The organism is Tissierellales bacterium, assembly GCA_035301805.1.
Taxonomy (GTDB): domain Bacteria; phylum Bacillota; class Clostridia; order Tissierellales; family DATGTQ01; genus DATGTQ01.
This window is the reverse complement of sequence record DATGTQ010000260.1, coordinates 1-20,180: the sequence shown is the minus strand read 5'-3', so window position 1 is coordinate 20,180 and position 20,180 is coordinate 1. Positions and strand designations below refer to the sequence as shown.

Genomic DNA, 20,180 nt, shown 5'->3' with positions numbered 1-20,180 from the left:
CCCGGCTTTTCTAGCTCATAAATTATATCTTCTAAAGTCGGAAGCCCTATATCTAATTCTTCAGATACTTCCTTTAAATTAATTTTATTATAGTCATTTATATCCATAATTCTTTCTGCTACTTCATAAGATTCTGGATGTACTCCCGTATTATCAAAGGGATTTTCTCCCCCAGGTATCCTTAAGAAACCCGCACATTGTACAAAAGTTTTATTTCCTAATCTTTTAACTTTTAATATTTCTTTTCTGTTTTTAAACATTCCAATTTCTTCTCTATAACTAACTATATTTTTAGCCACACTACTAGAAATCCCCGATACATACTTAAGTAAAGACACAGATGCCGTATTTAAATCTACTCCTATTCTATTTACACTATCTTCTACAATTCCTCTAAGAGCTTCAGCTAATTTTTTTTGATTTAGATCATGCTGATACTGTCCTACACCTATATGTTTCGGGTCAATTTTAACTAATTCTGCTAATGGATCTTGTAATCTTCTAGCAATAGAAACTGCACCTCTTATAGAAACATCCATATCTGGAAACTCAGTTCGTCCAACTTCAGAAGCAGAATATACTGAAGCACCAGCTTCATTTACGATTATATAAGATACATCTTCATCTATTTCCTGAAGCATTTCTGCTACAACTTGCTCGGTTTCCCTAGATGCTGTTCCATTTCCTACAGTAACAACATTAACATTATATTTTTTAATTAACTCTTTCAATTTAATTTTGGTCTCTTCAATTTTCAATTGAGGTTCTGTTGGAAATACTGTAGCAAAATCTAAAACATTTCCTATCTCATCTACAACAGCAACTTTACAGCCAGTTCTAAAACCTGGATCTATACCCATCACAACTTTACCTTTTACTGGTGGCTGCATCAATAAAGGTTCTAAATTATTGGCAAAAACTTTAATAGCATCTTCCTCTGCTTTTTCAGTTAAAGTAGTCCTTATTTCCCTTTCAATAGAGGGGAAAATTAATCTTTTAAAACTATCTTCAATACTAGCTTTAAGATAGGGGATAGTTATAGAATTTTTATTAGTTACATATTTAGATATAATTTTACTTATCATTTCATCTTTTGACACTATAATTTTAACCCTTAAAAATTTCTCTTTTTCCCCTCTATTTATAGCCAATATTCTATGGTTTGGAATTCTTTTTACTTTTTCTATATGAGAATAGTACATTTTATAAACTGAATCCTCTTCTTTATTTATTCCTTCAGCAGATATTTCTCCTTCATTAAAAGTATCCTTCCTAATATCTTCTCGAATTTCTGCGTTATCTGAAACTATTTCTGCTACTATATCCATAGCTCCTGCCAAAGCCTCTTCTACATTGGCTACCTCTTTTTCTTCATTTATATAATCAAAGGCCAATTCCTCCATACTCCCTTTGACTATTTCTTGTTCCAATATTATTTTTGCTAAAGGCTCCAAACCTTTCTCTTTAGCAATAGTAGCCCTCGTTCTTCTTTTAGGTCTATAAGGTCTATATAAATCTTCTACTTTTTGAATAGTCATTGCATTTGTTATTTTTTCTTTTAATTCTTCTGACAACTTTTCCTGTTCATTAATTAACCTTAAAACTTCATTTTTTCTATCTTCCAAGTTATTTAAATAATCCAATCTAGACTTAAATTCCCTAAGTACTACATCTTCCATTCCACCTGTTTGTTCCTTCCTATAGCGTGCAATAAAAGGAATAGTATTTTTTTCATCTAAAAGTGCTATAGTATTTTTAACTTGAAAAGGTTTCAAGTTAAATTCATCTATTAGTATTTCAGGTATATTCATTCTGTTCTCCTTTCCTAGTTAACTTTTAATCAATTTTGAAACCTTCTATAACCTTTCCCAGTTCTTCGCTCATACCCTTAAGATTTTCTGCTGACTTTTTAATAGAATGTACATAGGTCACTTGCTCCTCTGTACTTGCTAAAGCCGTTTGAGTTCTAGAAAAGGTTTTATGAGATGTTTTATTTACCCCAATTATTGCCTCATCTATATCCTCCAACCTTGCAAACATTTTCTCTAATATACTACTGAACCTTTCAACAGTTATTGTAGTCTTTTTCATATATTCCACAATATCATTAAAATTTCTTCCAGTCTTTTTGATAGTTTCATTTCCTTTATCTATTTCTAAAAGATTATCATTCATAGATGAAACTACTAATTTAGTTTCATCTTTCATCTTATTTATTATATCACCAATGTATTGAGAAGCCTTTTCTGTTTCTTCAGCCAAGTTTCTTATTTCTTCAGCTACTATAGTAAAACCTTTCCCTGTTTCCTCTCTTCCCCTTACTCTTGCAGCTTCAATGGCTGCATTTAATGCTAATAAATTTGTTTGCCTTGAAACACCATTTATAGACTTTGCTATCTTATCTATTTCATAGATATGATTTATTAGTTTACTCATTTGATTTGACATTTCATTTACTCTTATGGAGATTGAATCCATAATTTTAATAGTATTATTAATATCCTCAGAACCTAATATAGCAGTATCAAAAGTGGTTTTTACACTGTTAAGTATCTGAGAAAATTGTTCCTCCATGTCCTTTACTACTTGAAACATAGTCCTTGATACTTCACTAGTTTTTTCTGCTTTTATCATCTGTCTTTCTGCACCGGAAACTGCCTCCTCCACTACGACTGATATTTCCGAATTTGCATTTATAGTAGAATCAGCTTCCTTAAGTAATTCACCAGATTCATTCTCTAAATTACTAGAAACTGTACTAATACTTAGCATTAAACTATCTAGTGAATCTACCATAGTATTAAAAGACTTTTGAAGTATTCCTATTTCATTATTAGAATCTACAGTAACTTTTTTAGTTAAATCCCCTACCCCTATGTTGTCTACAGCAATTACCATCTGTTCAAGAGGATACCAAAATTTCTTTGCAATAGTATTTGAAAAGATTACTACAAAGAATATTAATATTATAGTCATAGTTAAAGTTCGATGTAGTCCTTTTTTAGCTTCAGAATTAACTTCATTTAAATTTTGTTCAAATATTACTCCCCAATTAGTCAAAGGAACTTTTACGTAAGTACCTAGAACTTCAACATTTTTATCGTTTCTATAATTAGACCCATTCCCCTTTTCTTCTTGCAAAGCTAATGTGGCACCTTTTATCTTATTTTTAATTGGATTATATTTTTCTACTACCTTCCCTTCATAATCTGGATGAGCTAGTACTTCCCCGTCCCCGTTTATAACATAAGCTGTACCTGTATCATACCTTTCCATTATTTCGGAAAGTTTATCTAATTTTATATGTACAGCTGCTATAGCATTAATATTATTAGAGTTATCTTTTAAAGACGTATATAAAACTGCAATTGGAACGTCTTCCTCTTCATAAGTATCAGATACAAACCTTTCATCATCTTTAATCCTATCAAAGATCTTATTATCAATAGCACTATTTTTTCCGCCCTTTTCAGAGGAAAATTGAGGTTTTCCTTCTAAATTATATATATCAATTTGCTTTAAATTTGGGTAATCTTGAGCAGTAGAAGAGAGAATAACCTGGGCTTTTCCTGGATCAATCTTAGAAAAATCATATATTCTACTTAAACTTTCTACAGAACTCGCTGATTTAAAAAGGTAATTTTGTACTTGATCAGAAACTGAATGGACTAATTGAATATTAACAGGTTTTAAGTTTTTCCTATTATCTTTTTCTTGTATTTTATAATTTATAATTCCCATAACTAAAACTGGTATTACTGATAAAAATAAAAAACAAGTGATTAGCTGTTTCTTTATTTTTTTGTTTTTCCCTCTATTTCTTCTATTAGAGCCTTTAGAAGACCGATCTGCTCTTTTATTCAAATATATCACTCCCTTTGTAACCAATCTAAAATAGTCACATTATAAACATTCTACAAAAGTTGACTAATTCCTTTGTATTTTTTTAATAATTTAGCCCTTCATCACTGAAGGGCTTTTTCTTTCAAATATTCATTAATAAATATGTCTATATCACCATCTATTACACTGTTTGTATTTCTCTCTTCCACATTAGTTCTGTGGTCCTTTACCAGGTTATAGGGGTGAAAGATATAAGATCTAATTTGAGACCCCCAGGCAATTTGTCTATATTGTCCTTGTAAATCTTCAATTTTTTCTTTTTCTTCTTCTTCCTTTAATTGGATAAGCTTAGCCTGCAACATTCTAATAGCTGTAATCCTATTACTATGTTGAGACCTTTCATTTTGACACTGTACCACAATTCCCGTAGGTATATGGGTAATTCTAACAGCAGAATCAGTAGTATTTACATGTTGTCCTCCAGCTCCACTGGCCCTATAAGTGTCAACTTTTAAATCATTAGGTTCTAAGACTATTTCAACATCTCCACCTAAGGCTGGATATACATCTACACTAGCAAAAGAAGTATGTCTTCTACCGGAAGAGTCAAAAGGTGATATTCTTACTAATCTATGAACACCTTTTTCCGACTTTAAATACCCATAGGCATTTACCCCTTTAATCAAAAGGGTAACACTTTTTATACCTCCTTCAGTATCAGGCTGAATATCTAAAGTCTTAACGAAGAATCCTTTTTTATCTGCCCATCTACTATACATTCTTAAAAGTATCTCTGCCCAATCTTGAGCCTCTAACCCTCCAGCTCCTGAATGAATAGATAATATTGAGTCATTTTTATCATATTCTCCACTTAAAAGAGTTTCCAATTTCAAATTTTCCGCCTTTTTAGAAGTCTTATTAAGAGCAGTTTTAATTTCATCATGTAAAGAAAAATCCCCTTCTTCTAAGGCCAATTCTATTAAAACTTCTAAATCGTCAAACTCTTCATTTAGTTCATTAAAACTTTGTATTTTATCCTTGATATTTTTTAATTCTTGCATTGTTTTCTGAGCTTTTTCAGTATCTTCCCAAAAATCTTCTTCATAAGACTTTTTACTTAAAACTTCTGCTTTTTCTTTTAAATTTTCAATGTCAAAGGGACACCCCTAATTCATGGACCATGGTCCTAAGCCTATCCACCTTTTCTTTGTATTCATAAATTCCCTCCATTAAACCACTCCTTATTACATATTATCTTCCACAACATTTTTTATATTTCTTTCCACTACCACAAGGACAAGGTTCATTTCTCCCAATTTTCCTACCTTTAACAATTGGTTTTTGTTTTTGTTTTCCCTTTCCTTTTTGAATATTAGTAGAAATTGGCTTAGCCATCCTTTTTCTTTCCATTTTATCTGGACTTTCTACATTAAACAATAGTTTTACCGTATCTTCTTGTATTGAGACATTCATTTCCTCAAACATATCAAAACCTTCTACTTGATAAGCTCTAACAGGATCTTCTTGACCATAGGCTCTAAGACCGATACCTTGTCTTAGCTGATCCATTGCATCTATATGATCCATCCACTTTCTATCTACTACCTGTAATAATACTACTCTCTCTATTTCTCTAAATCTTTCTTCTCCAATTTCTCTTTCCTTTTCCTCATATTTGTCTAAAGCTATTCTAAAAAGTTTTTCTTTTAAAGTTTCTTTATCTAATTTTAGAATATCCAAATCCTCAAAAAATCCTTTAGGCAGAAATATAGCTTCCAAATGGTTCTTTATCCCTTCTAGATTCCACTCTTCTGGGTAAATACTTCCTTGGGTATATGTTTCTATAGTATTTAATATGATATTTTTTATCATAGATATAATATTTTCTTTTAAGTTTTCCCCTTCTAAAACTTTCTTTCTTTCTCCATATATTACTTCTCTTTGCTTATTCATAACATCATCATATTGCAAAACATGTTTCCTTATAGCAAAGTTATTTCCTTCTACCTTTCTTTGAGCATTTTCAATAGTTCTAGTTAATAATTTATGCTCTAAAGGTTGATCATCGGGCATACCAAGTTTATTTACCATTTCTACTGTACGTTGTCCACCAAAAATCCTAATTAAATCATCTTCAAAAGAAATATAAAACCTTGAGGAGCCAGGGTCTCCTTGTCTTCCTGCTCTACCTCTTAATTGATTATCTATTCTTCTAGACTCGTGTCTTTCAGTCCCAATTATATGAAGTCCTCCAGCATTAATTACTTCTTCATGTTCCTTCTCTGTTTCCTTTTCAAACTTTTTATATAATTTCTCATAGACCTTCCTAGCTTCTATTATTTCCTCATTATCTATTTCTAAAGAACTATCTACAAAAGCTATTATTTCATCATCATAACCTTTTCGTTTTAAGGCTGCTTTTGATAGATATTCTGGGTTTCCACCTAAAACTATATCAGTACCTCTACCAGCCATATTAGTAGCAATAGTTACGGCACCCATTCTTCCAGCTTGAGCTACAATGTCTGCTTCCTTTTCGTGATATTTAGCGTTTAAAACTTGATGAGGAATTCCTTCCCTTTTAAGTCTTTTACTTAATAGCTCTGATTTTTCAATATTTATTGTACCTACAAGTATTGGCTGCCCAGTTTTATGTCTTTCTTTTATTTCTTTTACAACTTCATTAAATTTTCCTTCTTCCATTTTATATACTACGTCCGGATAATCTATACGAATAACCGGCTCATTAGTAGGAATTTCCACAACATCCATACCATATATTTCTTTAAATTCTGCTTCTTCTGTTTTGGCAGTACCAGTCATACCTGCTATTTTTTCATACATTCTAAAATAATTTTGGAATGTAATAGTAGCTAATGTTTTAGATTCGCCTCTTACATCTAAACCTTCCTTAGCCTCTATAGCTTGGTGAAGTCCATCACTATACCTTCTTCCATACATTAACCTTCCTGTAAATTCATCTACAATAATAATTTGTCTATCTTTTACAACGTAATCTATATCTTTTTTCATAATATATCTAGCCTTTAAGGCCTGATTAATATGATGTGCAATTTCCATATTATCTGGGTCAGCTAAGTTTTCTATTTTAAAGAAACTTTCCGCTTTTTTCGTTCCCTTTGATGTTAAAGTACAAGTTCTTGCTTTTTCATCAACTAAATAATCTACTACTTCTTCTTTTATTTCTCTATTAAAAGGGTCTGAATCTTCTTCATTAGGTTTTATTATTCTACCTTCTAAAGTTTTTATAAAATTATCTGCTACAAAGTATAAATCTGTAGACTTGTCTCCAGCACCGGAAATAATTAAAGGAGTTCTAGCCTCATCTATAAGAATACTGTCTACTTCGTCTACAATGACATAATTCAAATTATTTTGTACCTTTTCATCTTTGTAAATAACCATATTGTCTCTTAAATAATCAAAACCAAATTCATTGTTAGTCCCATAAACTATATCACAGTTATAAGCTTCTTTTCTTTCTTTGTTATTCATACCATGAACTATAGTTCCTACAGTTAAACCTAAAAATTCATAAATCTTTCCCATCCATTCTCTATCTCTTTTTGCTAGATAATCATTTACAGTTACAATATGGACTCCTTTACCAGTTAAACCATTTAAATAAGCAGGTAAAGTTGCTACCAAAGTCTTACCTTCACCCGTTTTCATTTCTGAGATTCTACCTTGGTGAAGTACTATACCACCATAAAGTTGAACCTTAAAATGTCTCATGCCTAATACTCTATCAGAGGCTTCCCTTACAACAGCAAAAGCCTCTGGCAGTAAATCATTAACAGTTTCACCACTATTAAGTCGATTTTTAAATTCATCGGTTTTATTCTTTAATTCTTCATCTGAAAGCCCCTTCATACTATTTTCTAAGGCTTCTATCTCATCAACTATTGGCTCTATTTTTTTTAGTTCCCTGTCACTATAGTTACTAAATATTTTTTCAAATAAAGATTTCATATCTTTACTTACCACCTTTCAAGTTACACCTAACTACAACGTAGTTTGTCACTTCTACATACTAAATATAACAGTTTATCGCCAATTACTAGAGCTGAATCTGAGAGTACTTTTTTCCTGTGCCCCTTCTGATAACATTATTTCTTGAATAAGAGTGTACAAACCAAAACACATTAATAGATCACCTATACTTATTATATTAGGAAATGGATAAGGCTTAGAAATTGCTATAATCTTCCCTAATACAGGATATTTTGTAGCATCAGAAATAGCTGTATATAAAGGAAGATTCCCTCCCTCAAGCATAGTATACATATCTTTTAAGCCTACTAATTTAAATCCTTCCTTTAAAATTGGTATTTTCCAATGATTTACAACCACTGCAAAAAAATTTAAAACTGTTCCACTTAGCACCAGCCATAAAGACCTATACTTGATATTTGCAAATATCCCGATAAATAACAATATGTAGGATAAAATAATTAATTGCTTTAAATAATTATAAAGTTTTCCCATCATCTGAATTTCTTCTGTACTATTTATGAATACCAGAAAATATTGGAATACAAAAGCAAAAATTAGTATCCACACTCTTTTAAAATCTACTTTTATTAATCTAGTAAATTTACCCCCTCTAATTAATCCTACAATTATTGATAATATTATTACTTCGATAAACACACGGCTTCAACCTCCTTCAATATTAAAAAATTGCAGGATTTCTATCCTGCAATTTTTATCTATATCAATTATACTATTAAAGCTCTGGTTCTATCAACCCATAATTTCCATCTTTTCTTTTGTATAAAACATTTAGATCATCTGTTTCTGCATTTAGAAACAAGAAAAAATTGTGTCTTAACAACTCCATTTGAAGTATTGCTTCCTCTACATTCATTGGTTTCATATCAAATCTTTTTGTTCTTACAACTTTAGGTTTTTCATCTTTTTCCTCTTCTTCCTTTGCTAAGGGAGCAATATTTTCAAATCTTATAGTTCTTCCATTTTTGTATCTCTTTTGAAGCTTAGTTTTATATTTCCTAATTTGTGCTTCTAGTATTTCTACTACTTTATCAATTGTATTATACATATCGTCAGTAGCTTCTTCAGCACGAAGAATAGTTCCAGGTAGGTTTATGGTTACTTCTAAAATTTGCCTTTCCTTTTCTACACTAAAGGTTACATCGGCCTTAATATCTTCCTCAAAATACTTATCTAATTTTCCAAATTTTTTTTCAGTCATTTCCTTTAAAGCATCTGTTACTTCCATATTTATCCCAGTAAAAGTTAATAACATAAACCTCACTCCTTTTGATATTAGCAACCTATCTACTAATATGTATTTATATTATATGATACCCAAACCATAGGTACCTATAACATACAAGCCTAATATAATATACCTCTTCTAAAATTATTCATAAAATATGAATAATTATTTACCAGTTTATTCACAAATCTTTGTGTGCTCTTTGTGGATAAGCTTTAGGCCATTCTGTGGGTAATGTGGATAAGTCTGTGGAAAACTGTAAACTATTTATTCTTCATGTGGATAATTTTCTTAATAAAAAGTGAATAAGGCATCTTTCTATTAATTTCACCCTTTTACAGCAAAATTTGAAATTATTTGATAATAATACTTATGCTTATTCTTGTATTCCTAATAATATTATAACACTACATATAGAAAAGTTAAACTTAAAAATAGAAAGGGTCTATTCCTTTCTATTTCTTTTCATATATTAATATGCTATTGTTAATACTTTTATTATAAACATATACATTTTTTACATTGTTACTATATTTTAATATTCCTTTATATCTTCTTTTAAGGTAGCTTTAATTTTAGTGATATTTTTAAAGTTTTGTTAAAAAGCTAGGATTATTTTTATGCATTTACATTAGTCTATTGAGAAAAAGATATTACTCTTTTGTTTTATATTTACTTTTTCTATATAATAATAGGACTAATACCACATAACCACCTTTTATTAAAGCTGCTATTATAGCTCCCAATGGATCATCTTTAATATTTACAGCTTTCGTAAAAAAGTAGGTAGTAGCCAACTGACCAGGTCCTAATCCCATTAAAGTTCCTAATAAATAATCTTTCACATTTATAGTTGTAACTCCAGATACAAAGTTGGCTATACTAAAGGGAATAAAAGGCATACTCCTTATAAAAAAAACATAACCTATACCATATTGTTCTATTTTAGCAGATACTTCTTCTAAACTAACCTTTCTTTTCTTTCTATAATAAAGTCTATTTACAAATTTCATAACATCATATTGAAATATTCTAGCTATATAAAAACTAACTGTCGCTCCTATCATTCCTGCAGCTATAACATAAATAAATCCTTTCATACCAAAGAAAAAAGCTCCTAAGGCAGAAAACCAAGAAATAGGAACGAAAAATATTACTAAAATAGTAGTTATAATAAAAAAGAATAAGGAAAAATTCCTATTTGCCCCTGCTGTCTTAAAAAAATTTTCTAACCCTTCTTTATTATAAATATCAAAACTAAATATTAAATAAAGTAAAACTCCAATAAATGTTAACATTATAGCTACTTTAAGTACTTTTTTCTTATTATTGACATTTTTCATTACTCCACCCCTAAACTATCTTCTATCTAACTATACTTTACTCCAATTTTAAAATTATTCAAGGAATCCTTGCTTCCTTGTACTTAAAATGAATGGTTGTTATAATACATTTATAGAATAACATTAAGAGGTGTATATTAGTGAAGAAAATTGGTATGAGGACTATCAAAACTGGCATTGCCATATTTTTAGTATTATCAATCTCTAAAATACTAAACATTAACAATCCGCTTTTTGCAGGAATTGCTACACTTATTACTATGCAAAGTTCAGTATCTGGTTCCTGGGAAGCGGGAAAAAATAGAATGCTAGGTACTGTCTTAGGTGCAATAATAGGACTTATTTTTTCTATTATGGCCCCAAATAATCCATTTATTATTGGAATCGGAATTATTATAATTATATATTTATGTAATATTTTAGACTGGAAAAAAGCCATTTCAATATCCTGTATTGTATTTATGGCTATTATGTTAAATCAAGATGAAGGCAGTAGATTAAATTACAGTGTTTTTAGAGCTTTAGATACTTTTCTAGGGATAATAGTGGGGATGCTTGTAAACTATTTCATATCTCCACCAGATATAGAAAGAAACATGAAGTCCTCTTTCCATCAAATGCTACAAGAGAGTAATCAATTTATAGAAGGCTTAACTTGGGAAAATACAGAAGTAGAGCTTGAACAAATTAAAGATGAACTTACAGTACTAGAAAAAAATTATTATACTTTAAAAGAAGAATTCGAATTAAAAATATGTACCGATGAAAGGTATGCTACCTTTAAAAACTTATTTATTATATTTGAAGAATTATATATACATTTAGAACTTATGACTAATTTAGAAAGTACCTCTTTAATTAACAATGAAAATAAAGAGCTATTAGAAAAGAAATATAATAAAGAAATACCTATTCAAAAAGAAGCCACTGAAAATAAAATGGATGAAGTTTTTAATTATCATTTAAAAAACGCTTTAATTCAATTATCAGTACTAGAGAAGACTCTTTCTATGAAATAAAACCAATGAATATATACTTCATCTATTGCTTCATTAGTAAAAGTTTATGATAGGACTGCAATGGATGAGCTTTAATTATTAACTAAAGAATATATCCTACTATATAATAATATATATATGGGTTTCCTTTTGATGGGAGAGGAAACCCATATTACCTACTTATTTCTACTATTCTTTTACTTATTATATCTATTAAAATTCACTATCATTTACAGAATCTAGCCATTCTTTTATAGGCTTAACTACCTCTTTAATTGTTCCATCTTCAAATGGATTTTTTAGCCCAGCTAACTCAACTAATTTTAAGAAAGGTTTACTTCCCCCTGCTTTACAAAGCCTTAAATAATCTTCCCAAGCTTTATCTCTATTATCCATAGCCTTAATCCAGAATTGAAAAGCACATACTTGGGCTAATGTATAGTCAATATAGTAAAATGGTGCTTCAAATATATGTCCTTGTCTAAACCAATAGCCACCCCTTTCTAAAAATTCATTATCTCCATAATCTCTAAAAGGAAGATATTTTTTCTCAATTTCCCTCCACTTTGCCTTTCTTTCTTCTGGAGTAGCTTCTGGGTTTTCGTATACAAAATGTTGAAATTCATCTACTGTAACACCATAAGGAATAAAGTTTACGGCCCCACTTAGATGACTAAATTTATATTTTTCCACTTCATCTTCAAAGAATAATTCCATCCAAGGCCAAGTTAAAAACTCCATACTCATAGAGTGAATTTCACATGCTTCTAATGTAGGACCATAGTATTCATCTAAAATTTGGTCTCTACTTAAATAAACTTGAAAAGCATGACCTGCCTCATGGGTCAAGACATCTACATCTCCACTAGTGCCATTAAAATTAGAGAATATAAAAGGCGATTCATATTTAGGAATATAAGTACAATATCCTCCACTAGCTTTTCCTTTTTTACTAACTAAATCCATTAGTTCATTTTCTACCATAAAAGTAAAGAATTCATCTGTTTCTTTAGAAAGTTCTTTATACATCTTTCTACCATTATTAACTATCCACTCTGGTTCTCCCTTAGGTGTAGCATTTCCTGTTAAATATTCTAAAGGTTCATCATAGTATTTAAATTCATTAAGTCCCAATCTTTTTCTTTGTCTCTCTTTTAATTCTACAACTATTGGCACTAACTCATCTAAAACTTGCTTTCTATAATTTGCTACCATTTTTGAATCATAATCAGATCTAGACATTCTTGCATATCCTAGTTCTACAAAATTCTCATATCCAAGTTTTTTAGCAATGGTATGTCTAACCTTCACTAAATCATTATAAATCCTATCAAATTCTTTTTCATTTTCCTCAAAAAAGCTTATATATGCCTCATAAGCTCTTTTCCTCATATCTCTATCCTTAGATTGAATAAAAGGCTGCATTTGAGATAAATTTCTTTCTTCCCCTTCAAAGTCTATTTTAGCCGATGCTATTAACTTTCCATACTCTGTTGCTAATTTATTTTCTTTAATTAAATCATTAATAACTTCTTCTCGGAAAGTTTTAAGTTGGAGCTCTGCTAAAGTAAATAACTGCTTACCCCATGTCTTTTCTAGTTCATCTCTAAATTTAGAATTAACTAAGGCCTCATAATATTTAGACACAAGTCCCTCAAAAACAGGATTAGCTTCATTAATAAAATCCATTTCTTTCGTATAAAACTCATCTTCCGTATCAATAGTATGCCTAATATGTACAAGGCTTCCCATTGACCTTATTTCTTTTTTTAAACTATCAATTTTTTTAATAATTTCATTTTGTTCTTCAGAAGATTTACTTCCGTCAAATTTTCCAAGAAGATCCATAAACTCTTTTTCTACTGTTTCCATATCTGGTCTTTTATATTGAAAATCTTTAAACTTAACCATATAAATACCTCCTTTAATAGTCTTTCTTTAATATTATCAAAGTTTTTATATATAAGTACAGCCTTTTTCTATTTTTCATTGCAGAATATTCAAAATATTGTTATGATTGAATAAATAACATCTTTTTTAAACATTTTGTCGATTTACCCAATTAAAGTGTTGACATATTCCTTTAAGTGAACTATACTATAAAAAATACTTCTAACATATACTTAATATATAGAGGTCTTAGTATAACTATAGATAACACCATGTGTTTTTACCGTCCAATTTATACTATGTCTAATTTTCTGATTTTTAAGCATTTTCTAAATTATCTGTTTTATGGTACTTTATTTTTACTAATTTAATTTTTATAATTATAAAGGAGGGAATATTTTGAAAAAGAAATTTTTAGCACTATTATTAATTGTTTTATTAGTAATTAGTACTACTGGTTGCGGAAAAAAAGAGACTTCAACTGGTGGAGAAAAAGGTTCCAATTTTAAAATTGGAATAGTTACGGGAACAGTATCCCAAGGAGAAGAAGAGTTTAGGGCAGCTGAAAAAATGGTTGCTGAATATGGTGAAGATGTAATAACCCACATTACATATCCAGACAAATTTGACCAAGAACAAGAAACTACAATTTCTCAAATTGCTGGTTTAGCCACTGACCCGGAAATTAAGGCAATAGTTATATGTCAAGCAGTCACTGGGACTGCAGCTGCCATTGATAAGATTGAAGAAAGTAGAGATGATATACTATTTGTATTAGGAGCACCTCATGAGGATCCTGACACTATAGCCTCTCGCGCTGATATCTTATTAGAACCCGACCAATTAAAACGTGGAAAATCAATTGTTGAAACAGCCGAAGAAATGGGAGCAAAAACTTTTATTCACTATTCATTTCCAAGACATATGTCTATGGAATTATTATCACAAAGACGAGATATTATGAAAGAAACTGCTGAAGAGTTAGGTCTTAAGTTTGTAGAAATAGATACACCAGATCCCCTAGGAGATGCTGGTATACCAGGAGCTCAACAATTTATGCTAGAAGATGTTCCAAGACAAGTTGAAACCTATGGCGAAGATACTGCCTTCTTTAACACTAATTGTGGGATGCAAGAACCTTTAATTAAATCAGCATTAGAAACAGGGGCAATATATCCAGAACAATGTTGTCCAAGCCCATATCATGCTTATCCAGGTGCCTTAGGAATTGAAATCCCTGAAGACAAAGCTGGAGATCTAGAGTATATGACAGAAGAAATAACTAAAAAAATTGCTGAGAAAGATGGAACTGGAAGGTTTGGAACTTGGAGTCATCCTGCTAATATGACTATGATAGAAGCTGGAACTAAATATGCTGTATCTTATGCTAAAGACGAGATAGAAAAATTTGATGAAGATGCTATGTTATCCATCCTTCAAGATATAGTAGAAGATAATGTTGAAATTAGACCTATTGATGACGATAAAGAAAATTTCTTACTACTCATTATGGATTCACAAATATTTTAAGTTGAGAGGTCGTAGATACGGCCTCCTTCTTTTTAATACAAGGAGGTTAGGAAATGGAGTTACTTCAAATGAAGAATATAACTAAAGATTACTCCCAAAATAGAGTTTTAGATAATGTTTCTCTATCTATAAAAGAGGGGGAAATTCATGGTCTTGTTGGAGAAAATGGTGCTGGTAAATCTACTTTAATGAATATATTATTCGGAATGCCTGTTATTCATTCTACTGGTGGATTTAAAGGAGAAATAATATTTAATGACAAAGAATTTCTTCCTACTTCTCCTAATGAGGCTATGGATATGGGCATAGGTATGGTACATCAGGAGTTTATGCTTATTCCCGGATTTACAGTTACTGAAAACATTAAACTAAATAGAGAAAGAACTACCCCTACATTTATAAGCAAAATTTTTGGCAAAACATTAGAGAAACTGGATAAAAATATTATGAATAAGGAGGCCAAAGCTTCCTTAAGTAAATTGAATATATCTGTTGATGAATATTTACCCGTTGCAGGTTTACCTGTTGGATATATGCAATTTATAGAAATTGCTAGGGAAATTGATAAAGAGCACTTGAAACTTTTAATATTAGATGAACCTACTGCAGTTCTAGCTGAATCTGAAGCCTCTCAATTTTTAGAAGTAATAAAAAAACTTTCTAACATGGGAATATCAATCTTATTTATTTCTCATAGACTTAATGAGATAACAGAACTTACAGATTCTATTACCATATTAAGAGATGGCCAAGTCATAGATACTGTGGAAACAGAAAAAACAAGTATTGTAGAAATAGCTCGTTCCATGGTAGGTAGAGAAGTTAATATTTCTAAAAAAGATGATAAAAATAAAATAATTGAAGATGAATCTATTTTAAAGCTTAAGAACTTTAAAGTTAATATGCCAGGGGAAATAGTTAAAGGTATAGATCTGGAAGTGAAAAAAGGTGAAATTTTAGGGATTGGTGGCCTAGCTGGTCAAGGGAAAATAGGCATAGCCAATGGAATTATGGCTCTTTATGAATCATCAGGTACTATTATAAAGGACAATAAGGAAATACCTTTAAACAATCCAAGAGAAGCTTTGAATTCTTCCATAGCTTTTTTATCAGAAGATAGACGGGGAGTAGGACTTTTATTAAATGATTCTATAGAATTTAATATTGCTTCTTCTGCTTTAGAAATACAGAAGAAATTTCTTAAAAAAATAGGCCCTTTAAATCTTATTGATGAAAAGTTAATAAGAAAACATTCCTTAAGAATGATTGAAGAATTAGACATAAGATGTACAGGGCCTAATCAGAATACTAGGTATTTAAGTGGCGGTAATCAACAAAAAGTATGTATAGCCCGTGCCTTAACCTTGGAACCAGACTTATTATTAGTTTCAGAACCTACTCGTGGAATAGACATTGGAGCTAAAAATTTAGTGCTAGATACTTTAGTTACATTAAATAGAGAACTTAATATGACTATAATCATTACTTCTAGTGAATTAGGAGAACTTAGGCAACTCTCCGATAGAATAGCAATTATATATGACGGTAGAATAAATGGTATTCTACCTCCAAACGCTTCCGATGAAGAATTTGGCCTTCTAATGGCTGGAGAAAGTCTTGATAAGGTGGTGAGTTAAATGAAAAGAATTATAAATAAAATTGGTTTTCCAAGATTTATAATTGCCTTGTTTTTAATGGGCTTAATTATACTTGCAGTTAATATAGGTATTCCTCTATCTGGAATAATTTCAGATATACTAGTAAGGTTTGGTATGAACGCCATATTAGTATTAGCCATGGTGCCAGCTGTACAGTCTGGAGTTGGTCTTAACTTTAATCTACCTTTAGGAATAGTCTTTGGTTTAATAGGTGCATTGGTAAGCATAGAATTTCAACTGACTGGATTTAAAGGCCTTTTAGTTTCTATATTAATAGCTGTTCCACTAGCAACTATTTTTGGATATTTTTATGGTAGGATGTTAAACAGAATAAAAGGTCAAGAAATGACTGTAGGAACCTATATAGGATTTTCCGTTGTATCCCTTATGTGTATATTTTGGCTAGTGGCTCCATTTAAAAGTCCTGAACTTGTTTGGGCTTATGGTGGGGATGGTTTAAGAGTTACGGTTTCTTTGGAATCCTCTATGGCTCATGTATTAAATAACTTTTTAGCTTTTAAAATAGGAAATATAACTATACCAACTGGCTTACTACTATTCTTCGCAATTTTTGCATTTATAATATGGGTTTATGGCCGAAGTGAAAAGGGATTATCTATGAAGGTAGCAGGAAGTAATGAAAATTTTGCTTTAGCAAATGGTATAGACGTAGATAGAGAAAGAATAATTGGAACAATAATATCCACTGTCCTTGCCGCCATAGGAATAATAGTATATAGTCAAGCCTTTGGTTTTTTACAACTATATAATGCTCCCTTATATGCTGCAATGCCAGCTGTTGCTTCTATATTAATTGGTGGTGCTTCACTTAATAGAGCAAAAATAATCCATGTTATTATTGGAACTTTATTATTTCAATCTCTATTAGTAGTATCACTACCTGTAATAAATGTGCTGTCTGAAGGAAGTATGTCAGAAGTAATAAGGACTATTGTAAGTAATGGCATAATTCTTTATGCATTAACTAGAACAGGAGGTGACCAAGCATGATGGTGCCAATTACTTTTTTAATATTATGTATTGTTGGATTTTTCTTTACAGGACTTCCTCTTAATTTTTTAATGAATGAAATGGTTATACGTCTTGCTAGAAATTTAGTCCTTGTAGTATCTTTAATATTACCAGTTATAACTGGCATGGGACTAAATTTTGGAATAGTACTAGGTGCTATGGCCGGCCAAATTGGTATAATATTTGTAATCAATCATGGAATTGGTGGGGGAGCTGGGTTTTTCTTAAGTATTTTAATTTCTACTCCCATAGCTATTCTATTTGGTTTCTTAGTAGGTAGAGTGTTAAACAAGGCAAAGGGTAAGGAAATGATTACTAGTATGATTTTGGGTTTCTTTGCCAATGGTGTATATCAGTTTATATTTTTAATTCTTGCTGGTACACTAATACCTATTAAAAATAAAGCTTTACTTCTATCTTCTGGAGTTGGCCTTAAAAATACTATAGACTTGGCAAATATAAGATATTCTTTAGATAATTTAATACCCTTTAATAAAATAGATTTAGGCTTATTCCAATGGCTTGGTAAGTATCCAATAACCACCTTATTGTTCACTTTACTTATATTTTTACTACTTAGCCATTTCTTAAAAACAAAACTAGGCCAAAATATGAGAGCTGTAGGCCAAGATATGCATATTGCAGAGGTATCTGGTATTAATGTAGATAAAACAAGAATAACTTCTATAATAATATCTACAGTTTTAGCAGCATGGGGTCAAGTAATATTTTTACAGAATATTGGAACTATGAACACTTATGGTAGTCATGAGCAAGTAGGACTTTTTGCAGTAGCTTCTTTACTTGTAGGTGGTGCTACAGTAGATAAAGCATCTTGGAAAGAAGCATTAATAGGAACCTTCCTATTCCACTTATTGTTTATCATTTCGCCATTAGCAGGACAAAACTTAATGAATAACGCTCAAATCGGAGAGTATTTTAGGGTATTTATCGCTTATGGTATTATAGGTGTAGCATTGCTACTTCACGCTTGGGAAAAAGATAAAACAAAAACTATGTTGACTGACAGTCTCAAATGATTTTAAAATATAAATGTTATAAAAGAATAAATCCTAGCACTAAAATGTTAGGATTTATTCTTTAAATTAATGGTCTATTACTTATTAATAAACTTCATACTACCTTTTCTAATAAATTATTTTTTCAAATCTCCTACTATTTTACTACCATGAACTTCTTTTATACCCGTTTTATTTATTATTTCCATATAGTTATCTTTGGTTACTCCGCCACCTGCTAAAATTGTTATATCATCTCCGGCACATTCTACTAATTCTTTTAACTTATCTAGATTATTAATAGCTTTGTCTTTTCCACCTTTAGTTAATATTCTACTTACACCTAACCTTACTAAAGTATCTATAGCTTCTTCACTATTTTCTATTTCATCAAAAGCCATATGAAAGGTTATATCTAATCCCTCTGCTTTTTCTATTAATCTTTTATTTTGCTCTTCATCAATTTTATTATCTTCTGTTAAGATTCCAAAAACTACCCCATCTACTTCTACCTTTTTACATAATTCAATATCCTTTTCCATTATAGAAATTTCTTCCTCTGTATAAACAAAATTTCCTCCTCTTGGCCTTATAATTACAAATATATTAAAATTTAATTTCTTCTTAGCTTGTAATATAGTTCCATAACTAGGGGTCGTACCACCCTCCATTAAATTATCACATAATTCAATTCTATCAGCACCTAATTCATATGCCCTTTTTGCTTCCTTATAATTTCCTACGCAAGCTTCCCTAATAATATCCAATTTAGCTCCTCCTCACTTTTTCTATAGTATATAATAGTATAATATAAGTATCCTTTATGCAAAAAACTAGCTTTTAGTATATAATGTATATTACTAAATAGAATTGAGTTATAATAGTTTGGAGGATAATATGACTAAATTGAATTATAAAAAAATCATGGATATTCAAGAAAATGCTACAAAAAAATTACTTAAATATATTAGCCAATACATTAAAAATGAAACAGAAATAGATACTATCGAATTCCACTACCCTAATTTTGATCAAGATAGAACTGCTATAGCTTTCAATGTTTGGGTTAGTTTAGATTATAGAACTAAAGAAGGTAAGTACTTTATTGAGCATCTTCTAGAAGAAAACCCTCAATCTTTAACCTCTTTAGAAAAAGAAATACTAGAAGAACGAAATAAATCCCACATTAGCTTATTTGAAGTTGTTGAAATAAAAAATAATTATATGTATGTAGAAGATTTGCTTTGTAGAGAAATTCATAAAATATTAGAACCTGAGCTATCTACATTAGTCAACACTTCAGATTTAATATTTGGTAGAATTGCAAAAGTCATAGATTTTAAGAAATTTATTGGAGATGTAAATTTTCTTCCTAGTTTTGCTAGGGAAATGTTTATTGAGGAAATCTTATTCGATTACAATATAATAAGAAGAAGGGAACCTAATTTAAATATGGAAAAATATTTAAGAAAATATAGCTCCAATATTTACAAAATATATACTGATTGTATATATGAGCTTTTAGACTTAGACGATGATATAAGTAATCAGCTAGCCCTAGAGTTAGAAGATTTTAAAATGCATATTAATAATAAATTTTCCAG

At 30.3% G+C, this 20,180-nt stretch carries 15 protein-coding genes; 6 read left to right on the top strand and 9 right to left on the bottom strand.

Annotated features, from left to right (window positions below):
• The 7 genes from VK071_12805 to VK071_12775 form a co-directional block, all read right to left on the bottom strand.
• Window positions 1-1,811 (bottom strand): Tex family protein (locus VK071_12805; GenBank protein HLR36192.1); only part of this gene is annotated, 1,811 nt, incomplete at its 3' end.
• A gap of 25 nt (window positions 1,812-1,836) precedes the next feature.
• Window positions 1,837-3,864 (bottom strand): methyl-accepting chemotaxis protein, encoded by a 2,028-nt coding sequence (locus VK071_12800; protein ID HLR36191.1) that lies wholly within the window; start codon window positions 3,862-3,864, stop codon window positions 1,837-1,839.
• A gap of 101 nt (window positions 3,865-3,965) precedes the next feature.
• A protein-coding gene (gene prfB, locus VK071_12795) for a peptide chain release factor 2 (GenBank protein HLR36190.1) occupies window positions 3,966-5,073 on the bottom strand; the annotation gives its coding sequence in 2 pieces (ribosomal slippage) (window positions 3,966-4,997 and window positions 4,999-5,073; 1,107 coding nt in all).
• Window positions 5,074-5,094: 21 nt separating this feature from the next.
• Window positions 5,095-7,836, bottom strand: a complete 2,742-nt coding sequence (secA, locus tag VK071_12790; GenBank protein ID HLR36189.1) for a preprotein translocase subunit SecA — start codon at window positions 7,834-7,836, stop codon at window positions 5,095-5,097.
• Window positions 7,837-7,911: 75 nt separating this feature from the next.
• Window positions 7,912-8,517, bottom strand: a complete 606-nt coding sequence (locus tag VK071_12785) for a DUF5317 domain-containing protein (GenBank protein HLR36188.1) — start codon at window positions 8,515-8,517, stop codon at window positions 7,912-7,914.
• A 76-nt stretch (window positions 8,518-8,593) separates the two neighbouring features.
• A complete protein-coding gene (gene raiA, locus VK071_12780) occupies window positions 8,594-9,133 on the bottom strand; it encodes a ribosome-associated translation inhibitor RaiA (GenBank protein ID HLR36187.1) in 540 nt (179 codons plus the stop codon).
• A 626-nt stretch (window positions 9,134-9,759) separates the two neighbouring features.
• The gene (locus tag VK071_12775) at window positions 9,760-10,449 is read right to left on the bottom strand and encodes a VTT domain-containing protein (protein HLR36186.1); all 690 of its coding nucleotides are present in this window, start codon (window positions 10,447-10,449) and stop codon (window positions 9,760-9,762) included.
• A 140-nt stretch (window positions 10,450-10,589) separates the two neighbouring features.
• Here VK071_12775 and VK071_12770 point away from each other — a divergent pair, with 140 nt between their 5' ends.
• Window positions 10,590-11,468, top strand: coding sequence for an aromatic acid exporter family protein (locus VK071_12770; protein ID HLR36185.1), 879 nt, complete (start codon window positions 10,590-10,592; stop codon window positions 11,466-11,468).
• Between the two features lie 192 nt (window positions 11,469-11,660).
• On the opposite strand, the gene VK071_12765 is transcribed toward VK071_12770, so the two are convergent.
• Entirely contained in the window at window positions 11,661-13,358 is a 1,698-nt protein-coding gene (locus VK071_12765) for a M3 family oligoendopeptidase (protein HLR36184.1), read from the bottom strand.
• 378 nt (window positions 13,359-13,736) lie between these two features.
• Here VK071_12765 and VK071_12760 point away from each other — a divergent pair, with 378 nt between their 5' ends.
• The 4 genes from VK071_12760 to VK071_12745 are packed head-to-tail and all read left to right on the top strand — an operon-like array spanning window position 13,737 to window position 18,597.
• The gene (locus VK071_12760) at window positions 13,737-14,867 is read left to right on the top strand and encodes a DUF3798 domain-containing protein (GenBank protein ID HLR36183.1); all 1,131 of its coding nucleotides are present in this window, start codon (window positions 13,737-13,739) and stop codon (window positions 14,865-14,867) included.
• 53 nt (window positions 14,868-14,920) lie between these two features.
• Window positions 14,921-16,504 carry a sugar ABC transporter ATP-binding protein gene (locus tag VK071_12755; protein ID HLR36182.1) on the top strand — a complete coding sequence of 528 codons (1,584 nt, stop codon included), beginning with the start codon at window positions 14,921-14,923 and terminating at the stop codon, window positions 16,502-16,504.
• Window positions 16,505-17,536, top strand: a complete 1,032-nt coding sequence (locus tag VK071_12750) for an ABC transporter permease (protein HLR36181.1) — start codon at window positions 16,505-16,507, stop codon at window positions 17,534-17,536. It abuts the gene before it with no gap.
• Window positions 17,533-18,597 (top strand): ABC transporter permease, encoded by a 1,065-nt coding sequence (locus tag VK071_12745; GenBank protein HLR36180.1) that lies wholly within the window; start codon window positions 17,533-17,535, stop codon window positions 18,595-18,597. Before VK071_12750 ends, VK071_12745 begins: the two co-directional genes overlap by 4 nt.
• Window positions 18,598-18,713: 116 nt before the next feature.
• On the opposite strand, the gene VK071_12740 is transcribed toward VK071_12745, so the two are convergent.
• The gene (locus VK071_12740; GenBank protein ID HLR36179.1) at window positions 18,714-19,343 is read right to left on the bottom strand and encodes a copper homeostasis protein CutC; all 630 of its coding nucleotides are present in this window, start codon (window positions 19,341-19,343) and stop codon (window positions 18,714-18,716) included.
• A gap of 130 nt (window positions 19,344-19,473) precedes the next feature.
• Between VK071_12740 and VK071_12735 the strand changes: the two genes are divergently transcribed.
• Window positions 19,474-20,180: hypothetical protein (locus tag VK071_12735; GenBank protein HLR36178.1), on the top strand; the 707-nt coding region annotated here is incomplete at its 3' end.

Excerpts from the sequence above, each read along its gene's own strand:
- VK071_12745 (HLR36180.1), top strand. The coding sequence starts at position 17,533 with ATGATGGTGCCAATTACTTTTTTAATATTATGTATTGTTGGATTTTTC.
- VK071_12775 (HLR36186.1), bottom strand. The coding sequence starts at position 10,449 with ATGAAAAATGTCAATAATAAGAAAAAAGTACTTAAAGTAGCTATAATG.
- VK071_12755 (HLR36182.1), top strand. The coding sequence starts at position 14,921 with ATGGAGTTACTTCAAATGAAGAATATAACTAAAGATTACTCCCAAAAT.
- secA (HLR36189.1), bottom strand. The coding sequence starts at position 7,836 with ATGAAATCTTTATTTGAAAAAATATTTAGTAACTATAGTGACAGGGAA.
- raiA (HLR36187.1), bottom strand. The coding sequence starts at position 9,133 with ATGTTATTAACTTTTACTGGGATAAATATGGAAGTAACAGATGCTTTA.
- VK071_12750 (HLR36181.1), top strand. The coding sequence starts at position 16,505 with ATGAAAAGAATTATAAATAAAATTGGTTTTCCAAGATTTATAATTGCC.
- VK071_12765 (HLR36184.1), bottom strand. The coding sequence starts at position 13,358 with ATGGTTAAGTTTAAAGATTTTCAATATAAAAGACCAGATATGGAAACA.